This is a genomic window from Leptospira alexanderi serovar Manhao 3 str. L 60, from assembly GCF_000243815.2.
In the GTDB taxonomy this organism is placed as follows: domain Bacteria; phylum Spirochaetota; class Leptospiria; order Leptospirales; family Leptospiraceae; genus Leptospira; species Leptospira alexanderi.
In genome coordinates this window covers 42,501-67,766 of sequence record NZ_AHMT02000030.1, presented here as the reverse complement: position 1 = coordinate 67,766, position 25,266 = coordinate 42,501, and the positions used below count along the sequence as shown (strand labels likewise).

19 protein-coding genes and 2 pseudogenes (1 of these 21 cut by a window edge) are annotated in these 25,266 nt (G+C 41.5%); 7 read left to right on the top strand and 14 right to left on the bottom strand.

Annotated elements, in window-relative coordinates; all coding sequences use genetic code 11:
- Nucleotides 1-674: 674 nt before the first annotated feature.
- On the top strand, nucleotides 675-2,504 hold the full coding sequence (locus LEP1GSC062_RS10490) for an alginate export family protein (protein ID WP_010577778.1): 1,830 nt from the start codon (nucleotides 675-677) through the stop codon (nucleotides 2,502-2,504).
- A gap of 28 nt (nucleotides 2,505-2,532) precedes the next feature.
- Nucleotides 2,533-3,537 carry a sulfate ABC transporter substrate-binding protein gene (locus tag LEP1GSC062_RS10485; RefSeq protein WP_010577777.1) on the top strand — a complete coding sequence of 335 codons (1,005 nt, stop codon included), beginning with the start codon at nucleotides 2,533-2,535 and terminating at the stop codon, nucleotides 3,535-3,537.
- A gap of 469 nt (nucleotides 3,538-4,006) precedes the next feature.
- Here LEP1GSC062_RS10485 and LEP1GSC062_RS10480 read toward each other — a convergent pair.
- Nucleotides 4,007-4,416, bottom strand: a pseudogene (locus tag LEP1GSC062_RS10480) (6-carboxytetrahydropterin synthase).
- Between the two features lie 165 nt (nucleotides 4,417-4,581).
- On the opposite strand from LEP1GSC062_RS10480, the gene LEP1GSC062_RS10475 reads away from it, so the two are divergent.
- Nucleotides 4,582-4,809 carry a disulfide oxidoreductase gene (locus LEP1GSC062_RS10475; protein WP_002632917.1) on the top strand — a complete coding sequence of 76 codons (228 nt, stop codon included), beginning with the start codon at nucleotides 4,582-4,584 and terminating at the stop codon, nucleotides 4,807-4,809.
- A gap of 341 nt (nucleotides 4,810-5,150) precedes the next feature.
- Nucleotides 5,151-5,879, top strand: a complete 729-nt coding sequence (locus tag LEP1GSC062_RS10470; RefSeq protein WP_010577775.1) for a hypothetical protein — start codon at nucleotides 5,151-5,153, stop codon at nucleotides 5,877-5,879.
- Between the two features lie 69 nt (nucleotides 5,880-5,948).
- Here the strand turns inward: LEP1GSC062_RS10470 and LEP1GSC062_RS10465 are convergent, their stop codons facing one another.
- The 8 genes from LEP1GSC062_RS10465 to LEP1GSC062_RS10430 form a co-directional block, all read right to left on the bottom strand.
- Nucleotides 5,949-6,758, bottom strand: a complete 810-nt coding sequence (locus tag LEP1GSC062_RS10465) for a hypothetical protein (RefSeq protein ID WP_039941772.1) — start codon at nucleotides 6,756-6,758, stop codon at nucleotides 5,949-5,951.
- 169 nt (nucleotides 6,759-6,927) lie between these two features.
- A complete protein-coding gene (locus LEP1GSC062_RS10460; RefSeq protein ID WP_020984224.1) occupies nucleotides 6,928-7,383 on the bottom strand; it encodes a uracil-DNA glycosylase family protein in 456 nt (151 codons plus the stop codon).
- Entirely contained in the window at nucleotides 7,364-7,651 is a 288-nt protein-coding gene (locus LEP1GSC062_RS23630; RefSeq protein ID WP_010577772.1) for a hypothetical protein, read from the bottom strand. Before LEP1GSC062_RS23630 ends, LEP1GSC062_RS10460 begins: the two co-directional genes overlap by 20 nt.
- Nucleotides 7,652-7,771: 120 nt before the next feature.
- Nucleotides 7,772-9,277, bottom strand: a complete 1,506-nt coding sequence (rodA, locus tag LEP1GSC062_RS10450) for a rod shape-determining protein RodA (RefSeq protein WP_010577771.1) — start codon at nucleotides 9,275-9,277, stop codon at nucleotides 7,772-7,774.
- The gene (mrdA, locus tag LEP1GSC062_RS10445; RefSeq protein WP_010577770.1) at nucleotides 9,264-11,207 is read right to left on the bottom strand and encodes a penicillin-binding protein 2; all 1,944 of its coding nucleotides are present in this window, start codon (nucleotides 11,205-11,207) and stop codon (nucleotides 9,264-9,266) included. Before mrdA ends, rodA begins: the two co-directional genes overlap by 14 nt.
- A 1-nt stretch (nucleotide 11,208) precedes the next feature.
- Nucleotides 11,209-11,721: a rod shape-determining protein MreD gene (mreD, locus tag LEP1GSC062_RS10440; protein WP_010577769.1), complete on the bottom strand. Its 513-nt coding sequence runs from the start codon at nucleotides 11,719-11,721 to the stop codon at nucleotides 11,209-11,211.
- Nucleotides 11,718-12,827, bottom strand: coding sequence for a rod shape-determining protein MreC (mreC, locus tag LEP1GSC062_RS10435; RefSeq protein ID WP_010577768.1), 1,110 nt, complete (start codon nucleotides 12,825-12,827; stop codon nucleotides 11,718-11,720). The genes mreD and mreC overlap by 4 nt, the downstream gene beginning before the upstream one ends.
- A gap of 72 nt (nucleotides 12,828-12,899) precedes the next feature.
- Nucleotides 12,900-13,922, bottom strand: a complete 1,023-nt coding sequence (locus LEP1GSC062_RS10430) for a rod shape-determining protein (RefSeq protein ID WP_002724608.1) — start codon at nucleotides 13,920-13,922, stop codon at nucleotides 12,900-12,902.
- 190 nt (nucleotides 13,923-14,112) lie between these two features.
- Between LEP1GSC062_RS10430 and LEP1GSC062_RS10425 the strand changes: the two genes are divergently transcribed.
- Nucleotides 14,113-15,675: a Ppx/GppA phosphatase family protein gene (locus LEP1GSC062_RS10425; protein ID WP_010577767.1), complete on the top strand. Its 1,563-nt coding sequence runs from the start codon at nucleotides 14,113-14,115 to the stop codon at nucleotides 15,673-15,675.
- Nucleotides 15,676-16,427: 752 nt separating this feature from the next.
- Here the strand turns inward: LEP1GSC062_RS10425 and LEP1GSC062_RS25290 are convergent.
- Nucleotides 16,428-17,249: pseudogene (locus LEP1GSC062_RS25290) on the bottom strand (IS982 family transposase).
- A gap of 165 nt (nucleotides 17,250-17,414) precedes the next feature.
- Here LEP1GSC062_RS25290 and LEP1GSC062_RS10405 point away from each other — a divergent pair.
- Together LEP1GSC062_RS10405 and LEP1GSC062_RS23625 are read left to right on the top strand one after the other, a co-directional pair.
- Nucleotides 17,415-18,122, top strand: coding sequence for a DNA alkylation repair protein (locus tag LEP1GSC062_RS10405; RefSeq protein ID WP_020984232.1), 708 nt, complete (start codon nucleotides 17,415-17,417; stop codon nucleotides 18,120-18,122).
- Nucleotides 18,123-18,586: 464 nt separating this feature from the next.
- Nucleotides 18,587-18,811 (top strand): hypothetical protein, encoded by a 225-nt coding sequence (locus LEP1GSC062_RS23625; protein ID WP_010577765.1) that lies wholly within the window; start codon nucleotides 18,587-18,589, stop codon nucleotides 18,809-18,811.
- A gap of 230 nt (nucleotides 18,812-19,041) precedes the next feature.
- On the opposite strand, the gene LEP1GSC062_RS10395 is transcribed toward LEP1GSC062_RS23625, so the two are convergent.
- The 4 genes from LEP1GSC062_RS10395 to LEP1GSC062_RS10380 all read right to left on the bottom strand — a co-directional run.
- A complete protein-coding gene (locus LEP1GSC062_RS10395; protein ID WP_176091467.1) occupies nucleotides 19,042-20,178 on the bottom strand; it encodes a hypothetical protein in 1,137 nt (378 codons plus the stop codon).
- 96 nt (nucleotides 20,179-20,274) lie between these two features.
- On the bottom strand, nucleotides 20,275-21,696 hold the full coding sequence (locus tag LEP1GSC062_RS10390) for an MBOAT family O-acyltransferase (RefSeq protein WP_020984228.1): 1,422 nt from the start codon (nucleotides 21,694-21,696) through the stop codon (nucleotides 20,275-20,277).
- A 9-nt stretch (nucleotides 21,697-21,705) separates the two neighbouring features.
- Entirely contained in the window at nucleotides 21,706-23,982 is a 2,277-nt protein-coding gene (locus tag LEP1GSC062_RS10385; protein WP_020984185.1) for a GAF domain-containing protein, read from the bottom strand.
- 3 nt (nucleotides 23,983-23,985) lie between these two features.
- Nucleotides 23,986-25,266 carry the 3' portion of a midas domain-containing protein gene (locus tag LEP1GSC062_RS10380; RefSeq protein ID WP_020984248.1) on the bottom strand. 951 nt of this gene lie beyond the right edge of the window, so the window shows 1,281 of its 2,232 coding nt (coding positions 952-2,232); its start codon lies beyond the right edge, outside the window; the stop codon is at nucleotides 23,986-23,988.

The window sequence follows — 25,266 nt, the reverse complement described above, 5'->3', positions numbered from 1 at the left end:
TAAAAGCCCGAGACCAGTTGGAAAAAACGGACCAACCTTTCCTCTCGGACCAAATCTTTTTGAAAACTCAGGAATTTTTCCCTCAATCGGATGGAGCATATAAAAAATCTGCAATTAACGTCTTGGTTTCTTAAAATGTATCTTCGAGACCAAACTTTAATACTTCCAAAATCTTAGAAAATCCTTCCTTTGCCGAAATAAAATGGCACCATTCTTGTTTCGATTTTCTAAATTTTAAAACGAACTCTAAAGAGCCGTTTTTTTCAATGGAAACCTCCAACAATGTTTTCCAGCTCCAAACTCTAGAACGAGGAAACTTTTTATTTTTGCAAGAGAATCAAAAGAAATCGAAAGATCCTTTTTTAGAATTTGGCACCCTTCCTTTTCCATCTTTTATTCAAAATTGACTACAATCAAACACCTTTGTTCAATTATTAAACATATTAATTTATAATAAGAAACATTTGACTCACTCTAAGAATCTGTTTGTACTTTAGAAAAGACACTTTTCACCTATCAAATAAAACGGAATTCCAACTCTTTTAGAAGAATATTCTCCATAAATACGAATATTTTTCTTAAATATAAGAAATATTTCTAATATGATGAATTTCATATTGACTGTAGAGATTCAAACCTTCTTTCTGGTAAAAATTTCCAAGCGGAGAATTTAGATGAAACATACTAAAATTAAAATGACGGCAGGAATTCTTTTCCTCTGTGCTATTCCATTGAGCTTATTTTCGCAGGACATTGTAAAAGAGAAAAAGTCTACACCCGGCCCAGTTCTCAATTTAGATCCGCCTTCCAATATAAAATACGAAGAACAAGCAAACGATGGAAAAGGAATTCCTGAAATCCAACAGGAACTCGCCAAAGAAGAGCCTTATAAAAGTCCATACAAAGGAAAACTCCCCGGAGAATTTATGAAGTCCATGCTTCTTTCTCCGGAACACCAAGACGCGGTGAGAAAAACGGATCGACTCTGGTTCGGAGATATTTTCCGCGCGGGTTTCCAAGTTCGTCCCCGTTTCGATTACAGTCACAACGCTGATTTTGATAAACGAACTCAGGACGATAGAAACTTTGCGACTCAGAACTCCCAGGTTTTCTTTGCCATAGATCCGAACCCTTACGTTGCCGCAAAAGTCACAATCCAAGACGTTCGCGTCTTCGGTGGCGAACAATCTCGTAAGGACGGTCAACTCGGCTATCTGGGACTTTCCAATTCGGCCGGTGCCGAATTAAGCACCGCACCAACCGCCACAAATTCCGTGAGCATCAAAAACAACACAGACCTAAGAGAAGGTTTTGTACAATTAAAAAACTTTGCGGAAGGTTTCGAAGTTTTCATCGGAAGGCAAATCTTCGGTTTCGGAGATAATAGATATGTCGGCGGTAGAAATGACGGTCAGACAGGAAACTCTTTCGACGGTGCTCGTGTAAAATACAACTCCAAGTATTTCAACTCAGAAGCATTCACTTCCATCATAGCGGAAGACTCAAACGCGGGTAGCGGTAACAACACCGCAAACGGAGTCAAACGTGGCACCGTCAACGACACTTACCTTTCCGGTTTATACAATACGGTAAAATTCGAAGACTTCCTCGTGGATTTCTATTATTTCAATATCGACAAAAAATGGGAACAAGGTCCGAACCCTACCACGAGTTTGGATAGAACCAGACAAAGAGACGACTTGAACACCGTCGGATTTCGTTTAACAAATAGAACGGAGAACAACCGTTTACCCAAGACGAAAGCCTGGGACTGGACCTTGGAAGCCTCCTGGCAATACGGTCACAACGGTCAAAAGATCAACGCGGGTTGGGACACTCTCAAACAAACCGTGGATGGAAATCCGAAGTCTCAAAGAATCTATACCCAAAACGTGGAATACGATTCCAAATTTTTCATCGCTCAAACGGGATATACTTTCTTCGATCGATTTCGCGTAGGTATTCAATATTCGATCGGTTCGGGAGATCCCAATCGAACCGATAACAAGGTCGCTACCTACGACGCTTCTTTTGCAACAAGATCCGGAGGTTTCCCTTACTTCGATTCGGGAAACGGAATCGTAAACGCTACTTTCTGGTCGAATACAAGAACCAAATCCGTTCACCTGATGTATAACTCCGCAAACTACGGTAGATTTATCTTCGTCGCTTACGATATTCAAAAAGCTTCTGAAAATGACGCATGGTATTCTTCGGGTGGCACCCCGAATACCGGACTTACTACGGAAAACACGACCGGTTCCGCATTCGGCGGTTATAAGCTGGGTGAAAGAGGCGGAAAACGTCTTTTCTACGAATTCGATTTAATCTACCAATTCTATCTCAAAGATTACGTCTCGATTTGGACGGGCGGATCTTATTTACTCGCAGGAGATTCGGTAAGAAACGCAAGAGTCAATCCTTGGGCCCCGAACGTTAATGACAGATACACGCTAGACCATAAGTCCTACAGCTTCTTCCTGTTCGTTCAATTTGCAATGTAATTCAAAAAATCAAAAATAGGGAATCAATATGAAAACAAAAATTCTTAAATCAATTGTAATCGCTCTCCTCATGACGAACGCGAGCGCCGGACTTTTCTCAAAGGACGTAAACCTGCTCAACGTATCTTACGATCCTACGAGAGAGCTCTACGCAGAGTATAACAAGCTTTTTGCAAGTTATTGGAAATCTAAAACGGGAGACGAGGTAAGAGTCAATCAATCCCACGGCGGAAGCGGTAAACAAGCTAGGTCTGTGATCGACGGACTCGAAGCAGATATCGTTACCCTCGCACTCTCCTACGATATCGACATCATAGCTTCGAAAGGCCTGATCTCCAGGGATTGGTTAAAAAGCCTTCCGAACAATAGCACTCCTTATACTTCCACGATCGTATTTGTGGTCAGAAAAGGAAATCCCAAGAATATAAAAGACTGGGACGATCTAGTTCGATCCAAAGTCGGCGTCATAACACCGAATCCCAAAACGAGCGGAGGAGCGCGCTGGAATTATCTCGCCGCTTGGGCTTTCGCTCAGAAAAAGTTCAATAACGATACGAATAAGGTTCAAGATTTTATAAAAACCTTATATAAGAACGTTCCCGTTCTCGACTCGGGAGCCAGAGGTTCCAGCAACACTTTCGCTCAAAACGGTATCGGAGATGTATTGATCGCCTGGGAAAACGAATCTTTTCTTATCCTAGAAGAATTTGGAAAGGATAAATACGAAGTCGTTATTCCGTCGTTGAGTATTCTCGCAGAACCGCCCGTCGCGATCGTAGAAAAGAACGCGGAAAAACACGGCACCTTAGAAACGGCAAAGGCGTATCTCAAGTCTCTCTATTCAGATGCGGCACAAGAAATCATCGCAAAACACGGATATCGTCCGAGAAACCAAGCTATTCTGAAAAAGCACGAAGGAAAATTTCCAAAATTGGACCTGATCACTGTGGACGGACATTTCGGCGGATGGCATAAAGCACAAAAAGATCATTTTGCAGACGGAGCTTCTTTCGATCAACTCTACGTAAAATAAAAACGAAGGATGTTTCCTAAAAGAAAATGAAAACCTCATGCCATTTTTCTATTGGAAAATAAAAATGATTCACTCAGTCGCAAAAAGCGGCTGGGTAAATTATTTTTTTCCAAAACAAAATACGCCCTTCTTTCCGCTACCGCTGCGATTTCGCAACATCAATTCTTACGGAAGTGATGATTTCACAACTACGTTATGAGCAAATCGCTACGCTACCGCTGCGATTTCGCAACATCAATTCTTACGGAAGTGATGATTTCACAACTACGTTATGAGCAAATCGCTACGCTACCGCTGCGATTTCGCAACATCAATTCTTACGGAAGTGATGATTTCACAACTACGTTATGAGCAAATCGCTACGCTACCGCTGCGATTTCGCAACATCAATTCTTACGGAAGTGATGATTTCACAACTACGTTATGAGCAAATCGCTACGCTACCGCTGCGATTTCGCAACATCAATTCTTACGGAAGTGATGTTGGTTCGAAAAAGGCGAGGTTCTCTGGACCTTCGTGAATGACAATTTTATCCACTCTTCCCCCGGCAGAATGTACACTCTCTTTGAGATAATGGTAAAACCAACGCGCAATGTTTTCGGAAGTTGGATTGATCTTTTTAAATTCTTCCAACTCGTTAATCAGTATATGATCCAACTTTCCTACGAGTTCCTTAAGTTTCTGTTTGGAAGTCAGAAAATCAAAACTGATTCCGTCCTCACCGATATTTTTTTTCCGGAAAGATAGAGTTCCACTTTCCAAGAATGTCCGTGTATAGGTTCGTCCGAACCGTCCGGGAAATATTTGTAGAGGAAATGTGAGGATTCAAAACGCTCCTCGATTCGAATATAAAATCTTCCTGATTCTTCAAAAAACATAGCTCTTGACTTTCTTCCCCATGTCTATATATTGGAAGTAACCGCAAATTTAAGACGGTTCTATAGTTTACGAGACGAACCTCAGTGTTCTTCGCAGTTTGCAGAAACAAGGTATCCCGTAAAATTTCTTTTCAATACGTTTATTTTAATGATAGGAGATATTCAATGACAGAAGTGGTCAAGCCAAGATTTTATAAGGAAATGACGGTAGGTGAGGCTATGGCCGTTCACTCCGAGGCAGGGCTTGTTTTTTCAAGTTACCATTTAGGAGGTTGCTCCCACTGTTCTATCAACGAGCTCGAAACGATCGAACAGGTTTGTATGGGTTACGGTGTAGAAGTGGATGTTCTGATTGAAAGTCTGAACAATCTTCTCGAAGATTCTCAAGACTAAAAAACTTTCTCCGGAGGAAAATCCTTTCTCCGGATCCTTCTTTCTGTTACTTTTAAATTCCCTAATTTTAAAATCATCTAAAGAAATCGTTCCCAATCAACCAACTGTCCAAAAACGATTGGGGAAAGTTCCTTAAATCTTCAGCGCCCCTCGTGCAAATTCCACGGGATCAAACAGGAATAAAATCTTATTTAAAATTTCCAATAGAGCGGTAAACTACCGTCGATTTGACGTTATCAGCATGTCAATCCAAGTTGGTTGTAGATATACGATCCGATTTGAGAATACTTATTGTATATTTTTTGATAGACCCATCATAAACAAATTTCACAATACAAAAGATGTCCCGATCCCGCATTTTTTCTTGGACCCTTGTATTCTTCGCATTCTTTTCCATAGATGCAACTCAGATAGAAGTGTTTGTTCCTTTGTGCGACGGGGCGCAACTCGCCTGCGGGAAAGGAAAAGCGGGAGACCCTCGTTCGCTGGTAGCAAATCTTTACTGGGGAGCCGCTTTCGGGGTGGAATCTTTTTTCAAAAGGGCCTCCGGTTATCAAATTGTAGATCGTAAGGAAGGCCAACCCGACTCTTCTATTCTGAGACAACTTACAGTGGAAAGAATTCCCCAAAAGGGAGAACAGAAAGTTTTCATTTTATTTTACGCATACGCGGGAGACAAAATCGACAACGCGTTAGTCGACTTCTTAAACGCGACCGCAGGAAAAAATAATGCGGACCTTTTAGTCTGGGCGGGTCACAATCGTTTGATGGATCGGTTGCCTCCAAGTTTGAAAAATTCGCCTCGCTCTTCCAAATCGGTCGCAGTCCTTGCTTGCGAAAGTGAAAAATACTTCGGACCCGTTTTACGTTCGGTTGGTGCGAAACCTATTGCGATGACACGAACTTTTATGGCACCGGAAGCGTATCTTTTGGAAGCGTTAGCTTCTACGGTGGCAAAGTCCGGCTTGAAGGATAAAAGGGCGATTCGTTCTTCTCTCGTGGCAGCGTATGCAAAATATCAAAGAATCTCGATCTCGGCGGCAGGAACCGTATTCTCTAAACTGGATTGAATTTTTAGGAATGAAATCAAGACCGATTCCAAAGTCGAAAAACGAAAATCGAAATAATATTCAAAAATTCTAAACTTTTTCTGTTGGAATATAATAATAACGAACTCCCGCTTTTCGGAAGTAGTTTTGGATTCGATTGTCCTGGCCTTGAACTTCAAAACCTTTCATCGACTTGAGTCCCTTTAAGAACGTTCCTTCGTTGATCTGTAATATTTCACATAACGTATCGAAACGATAAAACTCGAAACCGGATTTCCTTTTAAGCACCAACAAATTCATGGTAAGGAAGTTTTCGTTCCTGTATTCTTCCTCGGAAAGACCGTAAACGAAAGAATTCGGAAAAATTCTATAAACCTTCCCTTTGTACTCGATGGTGTTCTTTCTTCGATCCAAATTCTTAAGAATGGTATAAGAAGAACGATCGGTGATAAAATAAATCGTTCCACAGCGGAACGTAATATACTGTTTTCCTTTTTGATTCGTCGCGGAAGGAAGTACAACTCCGGAAGAAACCATATCCCCGGAAGAATAATGATTTTCTGCGATCCTTCCGAGACGGTTTCTAAGGGACTCGTCCAAAAATTCTACGGAATCTGTCCGTTTCATCTTGCCGAGCTGATGAAAGATTTTATCGAATTCGTTTTTTTCGTAGCCTTTATTTTTTACGAACGTATCGAGTTGTTTTTTGAGGTTTTTGAGACGGATTTGAAAATAGGGAGAATCGTTTTTTCCTGCGAGATTGAACATCCCTTCCCAAAGGGTTTCCAATTCCCGAATCTCATCCTTTTGGTCGAAGGTCCTTTTTTCAACCTCTTCCAATATGACTTCGAATTTACGTTTTAAATCGAAAAAGAATCTGGAATCTCTGACAGGGTCCATAGGCGCATTCTTAGTATCGGTCGTTTTTGAGATTTTTTATACGATCGATTTTGTTTAAAAAGCGGTCTTTTACAATTCCTCGTTCGCAGGGAAATGAAAACGTTCTTACAGATTTAAGCGACTTTCAGACCATAAGACAATGAAACTAACGCGAGAGCATCAACGGAATCTATGAAAAAAAAGGCGGCGGACCATCCTTTTTCATTTTTGTATATGCTTCGTGGACAGCCGGGAGAAGATCCATCCTTTCATTTAAGAAACGGTCGATAATCTTTTGAGCAGCGTTTGAGCCGGAGAAACACAACGCGTATTCCACTTGATCGCCTATGCTAAATGCGGGAAGATCCTTGGTTGCAAGTTGTGTAATTAACGTTTGAGCGTTTTGAAATTTCGCAAAGTATGGAAGTACGATCTCGCGGATATCCTGCTCAATTTCGAATAACATACCCGCTCTAGTTTCGGGGGCTGCAATATTCCGCCATAATGAGGAGGTTGTATTTTCTGTAAGCAAATGAAACAGTCCTCCCGCAACCGAACCGTCCGAACGGTAGGGTCTTTTTTGGAGCTTACGCCAATCTTTCAGTTCAGTATCCTGAACTTTTGCACTAGCATACAACAAGGACATATTTACCTTTGATATTATATGAACTACTATGGAAGGAAACGATATACTTCACGTTTTTTTCCCTCTTGGTCATGCTTTTCATGGACTTCGCATATGAAAAACCCAGATCCACAAATCGGGCAGCGATCTCAGCGCAAGAATTAGCATACACATCTTTGGAAGATTCCGTTAGGATGGATGAAGTACCGCGACTTTTGGTCCTATTGAACTTTAAAAGAGCGATGTCTTTGATGAGATCGATAATCGAATTGTAAGTTTTCTTAAACATTGATTAATATGTAAATGATTGACGATTCTGAACTCGCAATTATGCCTAACGAAAATTTACCAGGATATCATTACTTTGCGAAAAAGTAAAATAGAGTTAATAGATAGTTGCACCGAGAGATCAGTTCGCGTGTTTTCTGCTTTTAATCGAAAGTATAATTCCGACCGCAGTCATGGACATGATCAAATGCGATCCTCCGTAACTCATAAACGACAACGGAATCCCGGTCACGGGCATAAGCCCGATCACGATACCAATGTTAATCGCCATGTGATAAAAAAGCAACGCGACGATTCCGGATGCAAGTAAAGATCCAAATCTATCCTTACTTTCGTAACTGATCTGCAATCCTCTGAGCGGAATCGAAAATAAAAAGAATAATAAAAATACGGATCCTAAAAACCCAGTCTGCTCGGCCCAAGAAGCAAAAATAAAGTCAGTGCTCGATTCGGGAACATGTGGAATTCTTCCTTCCGTCATCTCCGCATTCATCAAACCCTTTCCGAAAAATCTACCAGATCCGACCGCGGGTTTCGAAGCTCTGAGTTGGTATCCCGCTCCTTGTTTGAATTCCTCAGGATTCAAAAACGCAGTCAACCGAACCACCTGGTTCTCTCGAAAGGGAACGATTTTCATCACTACGACCGCGGAGATCAAACTGATCCCCAAGATTCCCAAAGGTATATAATATTGTCTTAATGTTCTGCTTCCTCTGGCAATCCGGATTCCCACCATCACAAGACTGGCAATCAAAAAGATTGCCCCAAAAGTCAAAAGCAGAGTTTGATTGGAGAAAATCTTAAAGAGAAATCCTCCCTCCATTTCGACAACCTGATCCACCGCTTCCCGCAATGAGTTTAACGTTTTCGGCGTAAGATTGGCCGTCTTTACGTCTTTTCCGTCAAGTGCGAGCCATATCTTTCCCCCCAGTCGATTAACCACGGATAAAAGGTCCGTTTTTCCGGTTCTTTGTAAGAAGTCAGCAATGTCGTTTATCAAAGTTAGTCTAGAATATTCCACGAACATGGGAACCATGAGCGTAATTCCTCCGAACGCCAATAAAGATCCTATGTGAAGGATATCCGCTCCTCCGAAAAAGAGCATCGTAAACAAAATCGGTAGAAAAGAAACCGCGGTTCCGAAATCAGGTTGTAGCAGAATAAACACCATCGGAACGATCACGATTACGAACGGAATCGAAAGAACAACTAAGTTCTTCATATCCTTTTCCTTTAAGACCATAAATTGACCCAGTAAAATCACCGAGGACAACTTTGCAAACTCCGAAGCTTGAATTCCGATAGGTCCAATCTTGAGCCAAGAACGGGCCCCTCTTCCAGAAGGTAAGTATCCGATTCCGGGAATTAACGTAATTATCAGTAAGAAAATCGTGAACACATAGATCACAAGCGCATAAGCACCTAACAACTGATAGTTGACCCTCGACACGAAATACATGATTACAAGTCCGATGAAAAAATAAAACAGCTGACGATACCATTTTCCGGGCCCGTCTTCGAAATTGACCTCCTGACTGTATAAGGTCGTCACGCTACAAAGAACGACGATCACTACCGAAATCACTAAAAAGTAATCGATCTTTTCTATGGACTTATCTGGCTTCAAGTGTTCCCTCCTGTCCCGTCGAAGAAGGCAACGTTATATCTTGCGATTTCTTGAACGTTCCCGGAGGAAATGCCGCATGAAACATTTCTCTCGCCACAGGAGCGGCCCCCGCCGCTCCCCCGACCCCGTATTCTACAAACACTACGATTAATACCTGCTCGCTGACAGGTGCGTTTGCGGGAGCGTATCCTACAAACCATGCATGGTTGGATCCGGAAGCCCCTCTTCTTCTCGTCTGAGCTGTTCCCGTTTTTCCTGCGATATCCGGCAAGAACGGCTTGTTCAAGACGTATGACGCAGTCCCACTTTTGATCACGAGTTTTAACCCTTCTTTAATCGCTTCCGCGGAAGACTGATTGATCGGAATATCTCTGAGTATTTGAGGAGTAGTTCTATTGATGATGGAGTTATCCACAGGATCTCGAATCTCACTCACCAGATATGGCTGATAGATTTGTCCACGATTGAGAAGTCCCATATAAAATAATGCCATTCCCATCGGTGTCGTTGAGATAAATCCCTGTCCGATCGATAAGTTGATCGTATCCCCGTCAAACCACTTGGTTCCGTACGTTCTTTTTTTCCACGCAGAGGATGGGACAAAACCCGTAATTTCTCCCGGAAGATCCACTTTGGATTTGTTTTCTAATCCGAAGAGCCTGGAATAGTTTAAAATCGCGTCGGAACCGAGTTTGTATCCAAGATTGTAAAAATATACCGAACAGGATTTCTGCAACGCATGCGCAAGATCATTTGTTCCGTGACCTCCCTTTTCCCAACATAGAAACACCTGATCCGGTACCCCTGCAAACGTGGATTTCAACACAAAACTTCCATTGCAGGAAAACGTCGTCTCCGGAGTGTACCCTATCTTGTGCTGACTTTCCAATGCCGCAAGTGCAACTAACGTTTTATAAGTAGAAGCCGGAGGAAACTTGGATTGGATCGCAAGATTTAAAAATCCTCCATTGTCTTTAACTCGTTTGAAATGCAGGGTTCGATCCGCCTTATTTTTTCCGGAAAGTATATTCGGATCGTAACTAGGATTGGAGACCATCGCCAAAATTTCTCCCGTGGAAACTTTGATTGCGATCGCGGTTCCCCTACTTCCCTTGAGCGCTTTGTGAGCGGCGATCTGAATGTCCTTGTCGATCGTTAAAATCAAATTATTTCCGGGTGAAGAATGTTCCACAACGCGCTCTTCTTCTATGTTTCCTTCGGAGCTTCGCTTTTGAATTCTAAATCCGTCGACGCCTCGAAGTTCGGAATCGTATTCGAGTTCGAGTCCGTTTTTACCGAGATACTGATACGATTTGATCTCCCCGGAAAGAAGATCCCTCTGCGTCGGTTTCCCGATATAACCGGTCACGTGAGCGAGGGCCGGGCCCATTTTGTAGATTCTTCTAGGAGAAGGCAGGAGAATAATGTATTTAGATATATTATCAAACACTGATATTCTTTCCTGCTGAGCGGGAGTAATTCCCTCCAAAAGAACGATCGGCTTTTTGGCCTTTAGGTTTCTCGAAAAACGAGGCTCGATCAGTTCGTTTTCGTAATAAGAGATCGGAATCGAAAGTGTTCGCGCAAATTCCTGAATAAACGCTTTTACGGAAGCGGGATCGTACTTGAACAAGGACGTGTTTAAGATTGCATCTAGGGAGGAATAATTCGAAACCAGAGCCATGGAAGTTTCCGGAGTGAGAAAATTACGATCGAACATCTGCCCTCTCGCGGCCGGCATGATCTCACTCTTTCTCACGAACTTTTCCGCTTTGAGCGCATTGTTTGTCCCGTTGAGAATCTGTAGATTGAATAATTGAAAGATAAACGAGGCGAGCGTAAACACCACAAGTCCGGAAAAGATATATAAACGAAGGCGAAAACTTTTTTCAAGTCGGTATTCCGACGCAGACTGCGCTCCGCCTAACAACTTACGCGTCCCCCATGTGATCCAATTGATAGATCCAAGTTAGGGCATAAAAGAAGGCCGGGGCTATGAGCGCATTAAAAAACGAAGTGAAGAATAAGGAATAACTCATATTCTCATGAAAAAATAAGGAGAACAAATAATACGTAGCGACTCTCGTAACAAAAGTGATTAGAAGAGAATAGATCGTAATCGAAAAATAATTCTCATGATATGCGGAGCGAGCAAATTTTCCGACAAGATACCCGATCAGACAAAAGGTCAAGGAATGAAGTCCGACCTTATACGTGACCACGTTTCCGATCGCGATTTCACCGCCGAGTCCGCTATCCGTCAAAAGACCTCCGAAAAATCCAATCCAGAGTCCATAGAGTGCCCCCTTTCTCAAAGCGAAAAAAAGTACAAGAAGAATCATAAAGTCCGGTTTGATCGCAGAGCCGATTTCGAAAAAATTCGAGCCGTTTAAAAAGTGCGCGATTAAGATGCCGACTGCGATGACGAGCTTTTCTAAGATCATTGCAAATCTTCCTCGTTCGGAACAGAAGTCGAAGGGTTCTTCGGTGTGTTCGTTTGAGACTGATTCCCGTTAGGCGGAACTGGATTCTTCGTTTGATTTTCTTTCGAACGATCTTCTCCCGGAAAATTAAGTTCTCCGAAGTAAGGATTTTCGATCCTAATATTCTGTCCTTCCGGCCAAGTTTCCAGCCATTTCTCCGGAAGTTTCAAAATGACCGTTACACTCTCAAGCATCTCGAATCGAACAAAAGGTTTAAGATAGGCGCTTTTGAAACTTCCGTTTCGTTGTCCTTCTTCCGTAATGATTCCTACCGGAATTCCAGTGGGAAATACCCCGCCACCTCCGGAAGTATATACCGATTTACCAATCTTACTCAAAGACTCCGTATATTGAATCATCTCACTTGGCCCCATCGGATATTCCCCGAACACTCTCGGGTCGATGATAATTCCGCTATCGATGTAATTCAAAAGCGCCTCGGTTCCTCTTCCTGAGTTTCCCGAAAGATTGGCCCAAAGATTGGTATCCGGCATCGATACTCCCATGTTGAAGTTCGAATTGATAAGGGGTTGAACTACGGCCGATCCCCCGGTCACAGCGATAACTTTACCAACAAGCGCTTCTATGATTGCGCCCTTTTGATCCACAGCTCTTGCGGTCACTGGCATATAAGGTTTGATTCCAGAATCGGAACCCTTGTCGATGATGATGGTTCTATAAATGGAATTTAAACGAACGGATAAAACCTCCGCTTTGAGGCTCGCATATTTTTGTCTGCTTTGAAAGCGAAGCTCTTTTCGGAGAAAATCGTTTTCCCGATTGGCTTTTTCCAAGTCCTGCGGAAGAAGTTTATAATCTTCCATGACCGCGACGCAAGAATCCCTTTCCTTACGTATGGTCTCAAAAGATTCCAACTTATTGTAAGCGCCTTTGAAAAATCCGCCGAAAGAATCGATGGAACCGGATACCACGTCTCCGACTCTTTGAAAGCTCGCGATTCCCCTGACGATTACGTTGCTTCGAAAAGTTAAGGAAAATATGGAGAACAGAATACAGAAAAGAAGAGAAAGAGTCTCTTTACTTCGACTGAGTTGAAACCATAACATCGAATCTTCCTCTGCTCCCGAATTCGTCCGAACAAATATCGTTCAAAACGTTAGCGTATTTCAACTAACTTCTTAACGTATACCAGGCTTGATATATTTCAACTCGTCTAGATACTTTCCGGTTCCAAGAACCACACAAGTAAGCGGGTTTTCCGCACGGAAAACAGGAACTCCCGTTTCCTTAGAAAGATACATTTCCAACCCTCGGAGGAGACATCCACCTCCCGTAAGTACGATCCCTCTTTCCACGATATCCGATGCAAGTTCAGGAGGAGTTCTTTCTAGAACCCGTTTGATTCCATCTAAGATTTCATCGGTTGGTTCTTTGAGAGCCTTACGGATTTCGTTGGATTCCAATTCAAGTGTTCTAGGAAGTCCGGAAATTGCATCCCGCCCGCGAACTTCCATCGTTTCCGCCTTCTTTTCAGGATACGCATTTCCGATCGTAAGTTTGATATCTTCCGCAGTTCTTTCCCCGACTACCAGGTTATATTGATTTCGAAGATACTTAATGATCGCTTCGTCAAATTCATCCCCCCCGGTGCGGATGGATTCTGCGATTACCATTCCCCCAAGAGATATCACCGCAATTTCAGTCGTGCCACCACCGATATCCACGATCATATTTCCCGCAGGTTCGTTGATCGGGATATTGGCTCCGATCGCGGCGGCAAGCGCTTCTTCAATGAGAAAAATTTCTCTCGCACCAGCCTGCTCCGCGGATTCACGAACGGCCCGTCTCTCCACCTCAGTGATTCCGGACGGAACTCCGATTACGATTCTAGGTTTTACGAAAGTGGTGCGGTTATGCACCTTTGCGATAAAATAACGGATCATTTTTTCGACGGTTTCGAAGTCCGCGATTACTCCGTCTTTCATCGGACGGATCGCCACAATTTCACCCGGTGTCCGACCCAACATCCGCTTTGCTTCCTGACCTACCGCAAGAACTTTACCGGTAGCCGCATGAACCGCGACAACGGAAGGTTCGGATAAAACGATCCCCTGTCCTTTTACATGCACCAGTGTGTTTGCCGTCCCTAGATCAATTCCCATATCGTTGGAAAACAGGGCATAGAGGTTATCAAAGATCATTTCATGTACCTTTCAACCGCGGAGGTTTTTTATCTTTATTATCTGTTTAAAGCGGAAAATTCTTCAGAACTTTCTTCATTGGACAGGTTTCAATAATTTCAACGCTAAGGTTCCCGGCAACCTCAAAACAAAAAAATCAGAAAACAAATTAAGCTGGATTCATTTCAACGGAGGAACATTCTGTTCAACCATGGTTCAGGAAAAACCTCTCGCGGCCATAGACCTCGGCACCAATTCATTCCACATGATCATCGTTCGAGTTCGGACGAACGGAACCTTCGAAGCCATAGCAAGAGAAAAAGAATCGGTTCGCTTAGGTAACAGGTTACAAGAAAACGGTCCGATCGATCCGGATTCTTTTCGAAGAGGAATCGATTGTCTCAAACGATTTAAAATTCTCGCGGAAAACTCCGGCGCAGAAATCAGAGCCGTCGCTACAAGCGCGTTACGAGAAGCTTCCAATCGAGAAGAATTCTTAGAAGTTGTATACCAAGAAACGGGCATATCCATAGACGTAGTAAGCGGTTATGAAGAAGCCCGTTTGATCTATTTCGGAATCCTTCAAGGAATTCCAGTTTTCGATCGAAAGATCATGATGATCGACATCGGTGGAGGAAGTACGGAAATACTCGTCGGTCACAGAGGAAACATTCTATTCTCTAAAAGTTTTAAATTGGGGGCAATTCGACTCACCGAAAAATTCTTTCAGGAAGAACCTCTTTCCAACTCCGGTATCCGAAAGTGCAGACTCTTCATAGAAGAAATGCTTCTTCCCTTTCGAAAGATTCTCAGAGATTTAAAACCGGATTTGGTTGTGGGTTCGTCCGGCACCATTCAAGCGATCGCCGGTATGATTCTTGCGTCAAGAGGTGAAACCGAAGAAATCTCATTAAATAACTTTTCCTTTCTGACCTCGGAATTTAAGAAAATCCGAAATCTAATTTTGGAAGCGGACACATCCAGAAAAAGAACCAAGATTCCCGGACTCGATAGCAAACGAGCCGACATCATTGTCGGAGGTACTCTTATCCTGGAAGAGATTTTTGATCTGGCAAGCGTTCCCGCTTTGACGGTTTCCGAGTTCGCGCTCCGGGAAGGAATTGTTTACGATACCATTCGCAAATGGAAACATTTCGAAAGTACGGAACATTCCAAACATCTGGACGCCATTCGACAAACTTCGGTGGATAACTTCATGCAAGCCTTTTCCAGAGACGAAGAATATTCCAAACATGTCGCCAACTTAAGTCTTCAGATCTTCGATCAACTGGCAAGTCTGCATAAACTTGGTCAAGAACAGAGAGAACTTTTGGAAGCCGCTTCTCTTCTTCACGAAATCGGTCAATCCATCTCTCATTCCGCATATCACAAACATAGTTATTATATGATTCGAAATTCGGAAATGCTCTTAGGGTTTACCTTTTTGGAAATCGAAATCATCGCTCTCACCGCACGTTATCATAGAAAAAACACCCCAAAAATCAAACACAGAGAATTTAGCAAACTCGCGGAAAAAAACCGAACCTTGGTCTCTCAACTTTCTGCGATCCTTAGAATCAGCTCCGCGTTAAACCGAAATCGAGGCGGACTTGTCCTTTCCGTAACTTGCAAGATCGAAAGGAATCTGATCCATTTCGTTTTAAAATCGGATAAGGGCTACGATCCTTCCTTGGAAATCTGGGCCGCGGAAGAACAAAAAATCGCCTTTGAAGAAACATTCGGTTATTCGGTGGAATTTGTAACGGGGAATTAAAGACAAATAAGTCGTTCTGCTTTTTTAATATTCATTTCGTTTGCATGCTCGATAAAAACGTGGAGTCTCACAAAACAAGGAACGTCCTTTTGAACGGCTCCGACTTAAGATTTTTATTTGGAAATATGCAATTTTTATGATAAAAGACTATCATTTGGACTAAAAAATCCTGAAAACGGATTTCAATCCTTCGATATATTTTCCAAAAAAGAGGATACTTACCCTTCATTACGAAATAAATAACGTGAGCAGGGTCGTAAGAAAGTTTGGGCGAATAAGAAACTAAAGTGTCGCACTTTCTAAGGGCACCACAAGTAATTGAATCCAAAGATAAATCTGTCGGAATTACGACAATCTTCTGTGAACAGGCGCGGCCCCACCCTAATTTTGGGTGGTGGGGAGAGGCGGCGGGAAAACTCCGATGGTTTTTCTCTATCAGAAAATCATACTTCTTGCAAGTAAAAAGTCTCATTCTTGTCGGAACACTTGCGTTTTATTGTATGTAAAGTTCTATCCACTAAAATCTAATCCCTAATCACAACACGTCGGAACACTTGAAAAATATCAGTTTTTGATCCTTCTTATCCCAAAAACCTTCTTAATTTCGATATAAGAAAATTTGGGTGAATCACTTGCAAACTTCATAACGGATTGGCTCGCGAGTGCGCTTGAACATAATGTTCCAATTCCTTCGGAATTTAAACTCAATGTTGCTTTCTATGGACGCAACATAATAATCGCTTTTGCATTCGTTAACCGAACCCACTTAATAGATTAACAGCCCAATTGAAAAAGCTTCGATGTCTAGTATGTTGAATCTGACAGATATTTTTAAGTTCATCATTTACGGATTCAATGATAGCTCTTTTTCTTAGAAGAATTTTATCAACTCAAGGCATTCATTTATTTTTCATATTCTTTTTAAGTTTTGTAATGAGTTGAATTCCTTTTTCATAAAGACTTTCAAACAAAGATTGACTGATATAACCTCTATCTCCGAAAAGTTTATCGTGAATATTCTTAACAAGTGGAAAAATCACTTTCGAATTCCTGTCGTCGACGTTTCCAGGAGTAATCATAAATGATAATATTTCACCTTGATCATTTACGATTAAATGCAATTTTAAAGCCATAAAACCAGCCTGTGCTCGATTTCCCTCGTTGTGCAGTATCTTTAAATACTTTATGAGAATGGATTCTTCTGTTGTCGCATACTCCAAAGAATCGTAGAATCAATGAACGATATTCCGGAACATTTTCCCAGACAAGAATTTGATAGAAAGGAAGCTATGACAGATAACGCGTTAGGCATCAGTTCAACAAAACGATTGTAACTTACCGCTTTTGGAAATTCCGATTTTAAATTCTTTTTTATTTCTATCAGATAATAATTTTTAAATTCTCTATAATGAGAAAGATGAAAACAGACAACAATCGTTGCTACTTCACTCAGGCTTAACTGAAATTTTCGGTTTCTTTTTCGAACCACCGGACAAAAGTATTTTCACGTTCCAGTTTATTTTTTGTTGTGTACAATAATCGTCTATGGCACAAAATATCTCTGTCAGATCCATATTTAACCCTTTTCTTGCTGGAAATTTGGTTCAATATGTGATCTGGCGCTTTTCTGTACAAGATCTTTCTCTGTTTTCCTCCTTACGACCCTGCTCACGTTTCTTAGCGGTTTTGAGGCGATTTCCAAACGTGAAAATAACATTCAAAAAGTAGGATTTTATAATATGAATTTAGAACAAATCATGATAGAGTTGGAAAGAATGGGAACACCGACTATCAAAAAGATATTCGTCAATCACGGAGCAAAAGAACCGTTCTTTGGAGTCAAAGTAGGAGACTTAAAAAAGATTCAGAAAAAAGTTAAAAAAGACAACCGGCTTTCATTAGAACTTTATAAAACGGGAAACGCGGACGCAATGTATCTCGCAGGACTCGTAGCCGACGAAAAACAAATCCAAAAAAAAGATCTACAGTTTTGGGCCAAGAATGCAACTTCTCCGATGATCAGCGAATGCACCGTGGCATGGATCGCGGCGGAAAGCAAATACGGCTGGGAACTCGCGAGAGAATGGATCGAATCTGAAAAGGAAAGTATCGCTTCTTCCGGATGGAGCACATTTTCCAGTTTGTTATCGATCGTGCCGAACGATCAAATCGAGTCGAAAGAAATTTCCAAGTTACTCAAAAGAGTAGAATCCAAAATTCATAAATCTCAGAACCGAGTAAAATATTGTATGAATGGCTTTGTCATCTCCGTAGGAGGTTTTTATCCGGAACTTACCGAGGAAGCTATACAGACTGCAAAAAAGGTCGGCAAAGTAGAAGTGATGATGGGTAAAACGGCTTGCAAAGTTCCAGAAGCCACCGAATACATCCTAAAAATGCGTAAAATGGGAAAGATCGGAAATAAAAAAAAGATGGCTCGTTGTTAAGCGAAGAACCTTTTTTTATTAGAGTTGTTGAAAAATTAATTCTCTATCCGTTTCTGCCCTATTGAAATGGACGTTTGAAGCGGTTTTGTTAATCTGAATCACGGAATTTTTCAACAACTCTATTGATCCCTACATAATGGAATAATCATGGATTTTGGAACAAATCCCTGCGAATTCCGGACGGTTTATTATATAGTTCCGAGTAATAGAGTTGTTGAAAAATTAATTCTCTATCTGCTTCTGCCCTATTGAAATGGACGTTTGAAGCGGTTTTGTTAATCTGAATCACGGAATTTTTCAACAACTCTATTGATGAAAAACCGTTTACAAATCTTCTAAAAAATATATAATAATTTTATGATGTTTATTTTTAAGACCATATACCCTCTATTTATCGTTTTCACTCTCGTTCTTTTTGCAGAACCGTAGATCGCAAAACCGAATCAAAACCTGAAGAAACAGAATTGTCCAATCCGTATTTCGAAGACGCGGAAAATTACGATTTTCGAATCAAATCCCTATTTCGGGTAATCAAAATAGAAAGTTATGGACGATTTCAATCTATTGTTAATAACCCGAACAACCAGTATCGTCAAAAGAACGATATTCAATTTTCAGCAAACGAATTTGAAAATTCGGTTGTAGTGATTGAAAAGGAAAACCCTCATACGCCGGAAAAGTCAGTCTGAACGAGAAAGGTGGACAACTTTTTTGTAGTTTTGATTATGATCTTTTAAAAATCACAAAAACAGGAATGGGACTAAAGGGGGTATGGAAGAATTTTTAATTCCGATAGTAAGAACCCTAAAAAACCAAATCCGTCTATTTATCCCCTAGAAAAATAGACATCGGTCAAGAAGTTATCGACACTTAGTCATCTTTCCCAAAAAGACGGAAAAAACAGATTCGCTTTAAAGACTTACTGTTTCAATACCGATCGTATTGAATCTTGTTCTAAAATCTTTTCCGCTAAAACCGGAACCAACTTACGCATTCCGCAAGTATTCAAGTGAGTATAATCTCCGAAATCTCTCGGTTCGAAAAGATTCGCTTTGGCCTTCCAATAAGGAATTCTCTCTTCCATAAGAACCGATTCCCAAAGAGGCATCTGGGGAAGCGAAGAAAGTTTTTTGTCGAAATCGGGACGAAACGGCAAAGAAACGGCAAAGACAGGAACGTTATTCGTCTTTAAATAGGAAAACAACTCCCTCCAGGCTTTTAGAGAAGATTTTCGCGTTTTTTGCAAAGCGGCTTCCGCATTCCGAGGAAGGGGAATTAAATTCTCATTCGGGACGCAAACTCCGTCATAAGAAGATTGTTTTCCCCAATCTAAGTATCCATTATTTTTTGAATATTCAACTTCCAGAAACAGATTTCGATCTAAATTAGACTTCCATTTTTCGATCGGATTTCCGAGGAGCAATTTTTCCAAATTCTTTTCGGAATAACTGAATTCGTTCCCTTCGCCTATAATTTTGAAAGTAGTCGAAACGGAAGCATTGAGACGTAAAAATGGAAAAATTCTTCCCAAAAGATAATACATACCAATGGAAAAATTTTTCAAATAAAAATCTCCAAGAAAGATTTCTGTAAAAATTTCCATATGAAACGAATCATAATTCAGCACAAGACTTCGATGAGCCTGAGCAACGTCCATGTCCGAAAGAGAAAACACCGATCCGTTTACGATCACCAAAGAGGGTTTGATTCCGATTTTCCGTTCGTACTCCTTCCAACGTAAAAACATCCCCTCCGGTTGTTCGGAAGGTCTCGGTAAAAACCAAATCGGGCGACCCAATCTTTTTTCCAGTTCCTTAGGATGAATCCCGGAAAGAATCTGGCTGTCTCCTAAAAACAAAATGGGAGCGAGTTTCTGAGATCGAGAAGATTCGGATTCTGTATAAAGGGAAGAATCCATCTTGGACAAACGATCGTAAAGAAAAGAATTTTTCTCCTGAAAAGGAACCAAAAACGGAAACAAAAAAAATTGAAACGATACAAAAAGAACGAAACAAACTATCACACCCAAGATTCTATTTCTGCTGTGATTCGGAATACGTTTTAGATTTGAATGAAACTCGACGTTCAATTTTTTTAAAACACCTCACATTATATTATATTCCATTGAAATGGTTCCTGTTTGGAGTTCGTTTTAAAACTGAAAGTAGAAGAATTCCTTTTTTTCAAAAAGACCGAAAAGACAAAATAAAATTCCAATCCCAAAAGACAACGAACCCCACCGCAGCGGGCTCGAAACTATTTTCTCTAAAAATGAATCCGTTCCTCCCAAAACGATCATCCAAAATTCCACGATAATCAACGGCAACAAAAGAAAAAACAACTTGGCTCCAAACACCGGGTTCCAATAAAATCCCGCGGTCGCATTCAAAATCAATCTCCAGAGTTCGCCAGGAGAATGTACCTGGAACAAAAGCAGCCCAAGCGCAAACATCCAGAACGTAGACAAAATACCCATTAGTTTTATCAAATATTTAAATATTTGAATATTATTGGGAACTAATAATAAAACATATTTTTGCATCAAATTGTAAACGACCACCTGCAGACCACAGTAAAACCCCCATACCAAATATCCGTAGGTGGCTCCATGCCAAAGTCCTCCCAAAATCCAGACGATCATCAGATTCAAATTTTGACGAAATAAAGAAATCCGATTTCCCCCGAGAGGAATATAAAGATAATCTCTAAGCCATGTCGAAAGAGAAATGTGCCATCGTTTCCAAAATTCGGACGGGCTCGACGAAACGAATGGAAAATTAAAATTCAAAGAAAGTCTAAAACCCAATATTTTCGCAAGCCCTCGAGCGGCATCCGTATATCCGCTAAAGTCGGCATAGACTTGAAACGCAAAAGAGAAAGCGATCCAAAAAACCATGCCGGAAGGAAGTTGAATTCCAGGCTCCATCGCCTTTTCGGTAAACAACAAAAGATGATCCCCAATAAACACCTTTTTAAAAATTCCCCAAAAAAATAGGACCGCACCGGAAACAAACCCATCTTCCGCGGCTACGCGCTCCGCTTCAATTTGGGGCAACAAAGAATCCGGCCTTTCGATCGGCCCGGCAAGTAACAACGGAAAAAATAGATCATAAACTCCGAAATGAATGAAATTAGAACAGGGCCTTATTTTTCCGGATCGAATATCCGAAAGATAACTGATATTATGAAACGTATAAAACGAAATCCCAACGGGCAAAAGAATTTCAGGAAAGGTAAGAACCGAAAACGAAAACAAAGCCCCCAACGTATCGTTCCAAACACTTAATAAAAATAGAATATACTTGAAGAAGATCAGTATTCCCAGATTTAAAACGATCAAAAAGACGAAAATCCTTTTTTGACGATGCTCTGACGAACGACCGAGCCAAATTCCTCCGGCAAAATTGAAGGAAATACAAACGAGCAAAAGTAGAATCATCTCCGGCTTCCAAAATCCGTAAAAGAACAGACCTCCGAAAAATAAAAGCCGGTTCTGTCCCGTTAATCCGAGACGAAAGTAGATTAGACAAAAAGCGATAAAAAAGAGAAGGAAACTCAGAGAATTGAATAACATTCAATCGATCTAGGATTCTTCGAGAAGTTCGAGAATTCTTTCCTTTTCTTTCGTATCCGCTGGATAACAAAGAGTGTGTTGAATGACCGAAGTCTGAAAGTCTTTCGACTTACGATCCGTCTCGCTGAGACGATTTTTGATTTTACGTATGAGAACCTGAGTCTCTTCCCTATCCTTTCCGTCCAAAACAACGGCATATTTTCCCTGTCCGACCCGATAGTGAAAATCGGCTTCGGACAAATTATCCTGGATTGCCTTTCTCAATTCCTCGCTATAAGTCACGAAAAAGCCGGATCCTTTCAGTTTTACCATTCTAAATATATTCTGAACTTTGAATATAGTTAGACTGAAACAACTTTTTAGTCTAGCGGATTTAAGAATCATCTCATCGATTTTTTCTTCGACAGGACTGAACGGATCTTTAAATACCGAGTCCCGTTCCTGCACAAGCAATAAGTTGGAAAACACGGGGGCAAGCACCTCGGAGATTCCGACCGCAGTCTCCCGATCCGAATCAGTCCAAGGGACTTCCGTTTCATGGACGATCCACATTCCCACGAGCCAATGCAAATTGATAAAAGGAATCACTATAAAATCGGACATGAGCCCAAGTTCATCATTCGATAATTTCTGTACTAACTCGGGATGTTTTCTAAAATTTTCGATCCGAAATACTCCCGGAATGTTGGAAACAATTCCCACGATCGAACTCTCCAAGGGTAACCTGAAACTTCCCACATGTTCCGGAGTGAGTAAATTGGATGCAAATACCCGGAATTCGCTCTTAGAATGTCCGTCTAAAATCATAAACGTGGCGCGACGAATTTTTAACTCCTCCTGAAAGGCGGAAAATAATTTATCGTAAGCCTCATCCATACTACGTACGGAAGCGAAATCTCTCGCGAGTGAAATGATGAGTTCGTTGGTTCGAACCGCCTCTTTTAAAATCTGATTTTCCTGATGAAGCAATTCGGTATCGCAGATTCTTTTGTATACGGAACCGGCAATCTCTCCTACAATCTTTAAGAATTCAAGATCCTCAATCGTGTAATCCTCTCCGCTGATCGTCTTACTCAGACAAATGATTCCGAAAAATTCATCCACTGTTCGGATCGGAACGAGAAGTTCGGCTTCGGATTGTTCAATGATTTCCCGCTCTTTAGCCGGAAGCGTAGGTTTGAGAAGTTCTTTCGCATAAAGCACAGATCCCGCATTATGTACCGCGTGATAGATCTCCTCTTCCGAAGAGATAGTCCATTCTTGGTTGAAGTGTTCTCCCTGATAGTCTTCTAAACGGAAAAAATCCTGACTTCCATTTTTGGAAGAAAAGATACCGATCGATTCGGAACCGATCTGACCCATAATAGAAAATAATAGATTTTCAAAAAAGTTCGCAAAGTCGGTGGAAACTCCGATCTCCTTACTTATCTCGAAAACGGAAATATAATTCTCCAATTTTTTTCGGGAAGCAATTTGCAGATCAATCGGGGACGTGGTGAAATTAGAATCGTCGTCGAATAAAAATTCCGACTTTTCGGAAGTAGAGACGTTCGGATCTTTTTTAGAAGGAGTTCGATGTGCTTCCCGTTCCGCTTCCTTAACCCAATCTTCGAACGGATCCTCTTCTATAGACGTTATGCTATCATCTAAGTTCGGAACTGTTTGCGTTTTTTCCTCATCCAAATCTTTTGGGGCGATTTTTTCCGAATCCATTTCCTCCAAAGTCGTGGATTCCGCATCTGTTGCGGAATGTTCGGGACTTGTATCTTCGAAAAGATCGTTGAAGGAAATGTCATCGCCGACTTCATTCGAAGCCGCAAATTCAGCAATGGAAGTTTCATCCGTATAAATTTCTTCCGAAGCGGAAAATCCCTCCGAAAAATCTGGAAACGAGTCTTCGCTCCCGGAAATATTAGAATCGATGTCGAAATCCGAAAATTCGTTTTGAGTTTTTTTCTCGTCCGATCCGGATGTATCCCCGCCCAATTCCGGAAGAGAAAATTCTTCGGAATGGGACAGATCAGATGGAGGATTGTATTCGGAATCAACGGATTCTTCCGAAAAAGTTTGCGACTGAACGGAAGGAAACGATTGGGGCGAAGAGAAAGTTTCCCTTTCTTCGATCTCTTTTCTCATGCCAAGGGCTTTTTGTAAAAAACTCTGTTTGCGCCGAAAGGATTCTGATTTTTTAAGTAAGGATTTTTTTTCTCGGCTCGAAGAAGTCGCAGAAGATGCTCCGGACGAATCTGATCGAACTAACTTACTGACCCGTTCCAGTAATCCCATCGGTTATACACCGATCTGCTTCATTAGTTTTTTATAAAGTTCGAAATAATCGGAACGAGAGAATTCCCGAATCAAATCGTCGGGTAGATTTCCGAGCAATTCGTCCAAATACGTCATGATACGTTTCATCTCTTCCTTGGACGGAGTTCCCGAAGCGTCCTGCTTCTCCTCTTGATCCGGAGTTTTACGTAGTTCTTCGATCGGAGAGGCTTTCTCCTCGTCCGCATATTCGTCCAATACGATGATCATTTCGTCTTCGTTTAAGGTATCCTCTGTCGGAGCAACCTGAGAAGCAACTTTCTCCTTGGAAACGTCATCATCGATAGAATCAAAAGCATCCAAATCGGAAGCAGGAGGCAGCTCTCCTAAAATCTCGTTTAAATCCTCTTCCTTTACAGTAGCGGGCGCATCCTCAAATAAGTTTCCAAGTTCATCTTCGGAAAGTGCGATCGGTCCTTCATCCTCATCCGTAAGAATATGATCCAGTTCTTCGTTAGAAAGCGCGATCGGTTCGTTCGCATCTTCCGCTTCGAAAGAAGTTGTTTCCGAAGTTTGTGTTTGCAAGGTATCGAAATCGTCCGTCGAAAGTTCGAAGTTTTCGAGAGATAGGGAATCTTCTTGCGGTGATGGTATATCTCCAATACCGTCTAATTCGTGCGCAGGCAACGAAATCGAATCTTCTTCCCGCAAAGAAGTTTCATCAAATAAGGAAGAACTGGGAGTTTCCTTTTCATCGGAAGACAATAAATTTCCTAGTTCCTCTTCGGAGAGGGCAATCGGTTCTTCATCTTCTCCCTCCAATTCCATAAAAGACTCATTCGGTTCAAGATCAATGGAAGCATCCGAAGAATCTGACAGAGCCTCTTTCTCAAGGCCAAACTTATCCGGTCCACCTAAGTCTTGTTCTACGGGAAAGGAAAATGGTTCGTTCTCTTCGAACATGGATCCGGTATCTTCCGGTAATTCTCCTTCACCAAGCAGATCCTCAAATCCATCGGTTTCTGTCGAAGTTCCCGTACCCGAATCGTCGGAAAGAAGATTTCCAAGTTCATCTTCGGAAAGTGCGATCGGTCCTTCATCCTCATCCGTAAGAATATGATCCAGTTCTTCATCAGAAAGTGCGATCGGTTCGTTCGCTTCCTCATCTTCCACTTCGAAAGAAGTTGTTTCCGGTTCAAAATCAAAGGAAGAATCAATCGGTTCTTCGTTTTCAGACGAAAGTAGATTTCCCAGTTCTTCATCAGAAAGTGCGATCGGTTCGTTCGCTTCCTCATCTTCCACTTC

Coding starts and splice junctions, on each gene's coding strand:
- LEP1GSC062_RS10475 (WP_002632917.1), top strand. CDS start 4,582: ATGACAGAAGTGGTCAAGCCAAGATTTTATAAGGAAATGACGGTAGGT.
- LEP1GSC062_RS10460 (WP_020984224.1), bottom strand. CDS start 7,383: ATGTCCTTGTTGTATGCTAGTGCAAAAGTTCAGGATACTGAACTGAAA.
- LEP1GSC062_RS10470 (WP_010577775.1), top strand. CDS start 5,151: ATGTCCCGATCCCGCATTTTTTCTTGGACCCTTGTATTCTTCGCATTC.
- LEP1GSC062_RS10490 (WP_010577778.1), top strand. CDS start 675: ATGAAACATACTAAAATTAAAATGACGGCAGGAATTCTTTTCCTCTGT.
- LEP1GSC062_RS10465 (WP_039941772.1), bottom strand. CDS start 6,758: ATGGACCCTGTCAGAGATTCCAGATTCTTTTTCGATTTAAAACGTAAA.
- mreC (WP_010577768.1), bottom strand. CDS start 12,827: ATGTTATGGTTTCAACTCAGTCGAAGTAAAGAGACTCTTTCTCTTCTT.
- LEP1GSC062_RS23630 (WP_010577772.1), bottom strand. CDS start 7,651: ATGTTTAAGAAAACTTACAATTCGATTATCGATCTCATCAAAGACATC.
- LEP1GSC062_RS10425 (WP_010577767.1), top strand. CDS start 14,113: ATGGTTCAGGAAAAACCTCTCGCGGCCATAGACCTCGGCACCAATTCA.
- mreD (WP_010577769.1), bottom strand. CDS start 11,721: ATGATCTTAGAAAAGCTCGTCATCGCAGTCGGCATCTTAATCGCGCAC.
- LEP1GSC062_RS10390 (WP_020984228.1), bottom strand. CDS start 21,696: ATGTTATTCAATTCTCTGAGTTTCCTTCTCTTTTTTATCGCTTTTTGT.
- LEP1GSC062_RS10405 (WP_020984232.1), top strand. CDS start 17,415: ATGAATTTAGAACAAATCATGATAGAGTTGGAAAGAATGGGAACACCG.
- LEP1GSC062_RS10385 (WP_020984185.1), bottom strand. CDS start 23,982: ATGGGATTACTGGAACGGGTCAGTAAGTTAGTTCGATCAGATTCGTCC.
- LEP1GSC062_RS10485 (WP_010577777.1), top strand. CDS start 2,533: ATGAAAACAAAAATTCTTAAATCAATTGTAATCGCTCTCCTCATGACG.
- LEP1GSC062_RS10430 (WP_002724608.1), bottom strand. CDS start 13,922: ATGATCTTTGATAACCTCTATGCCCTGTTTTCCAACGATATGGGAATT.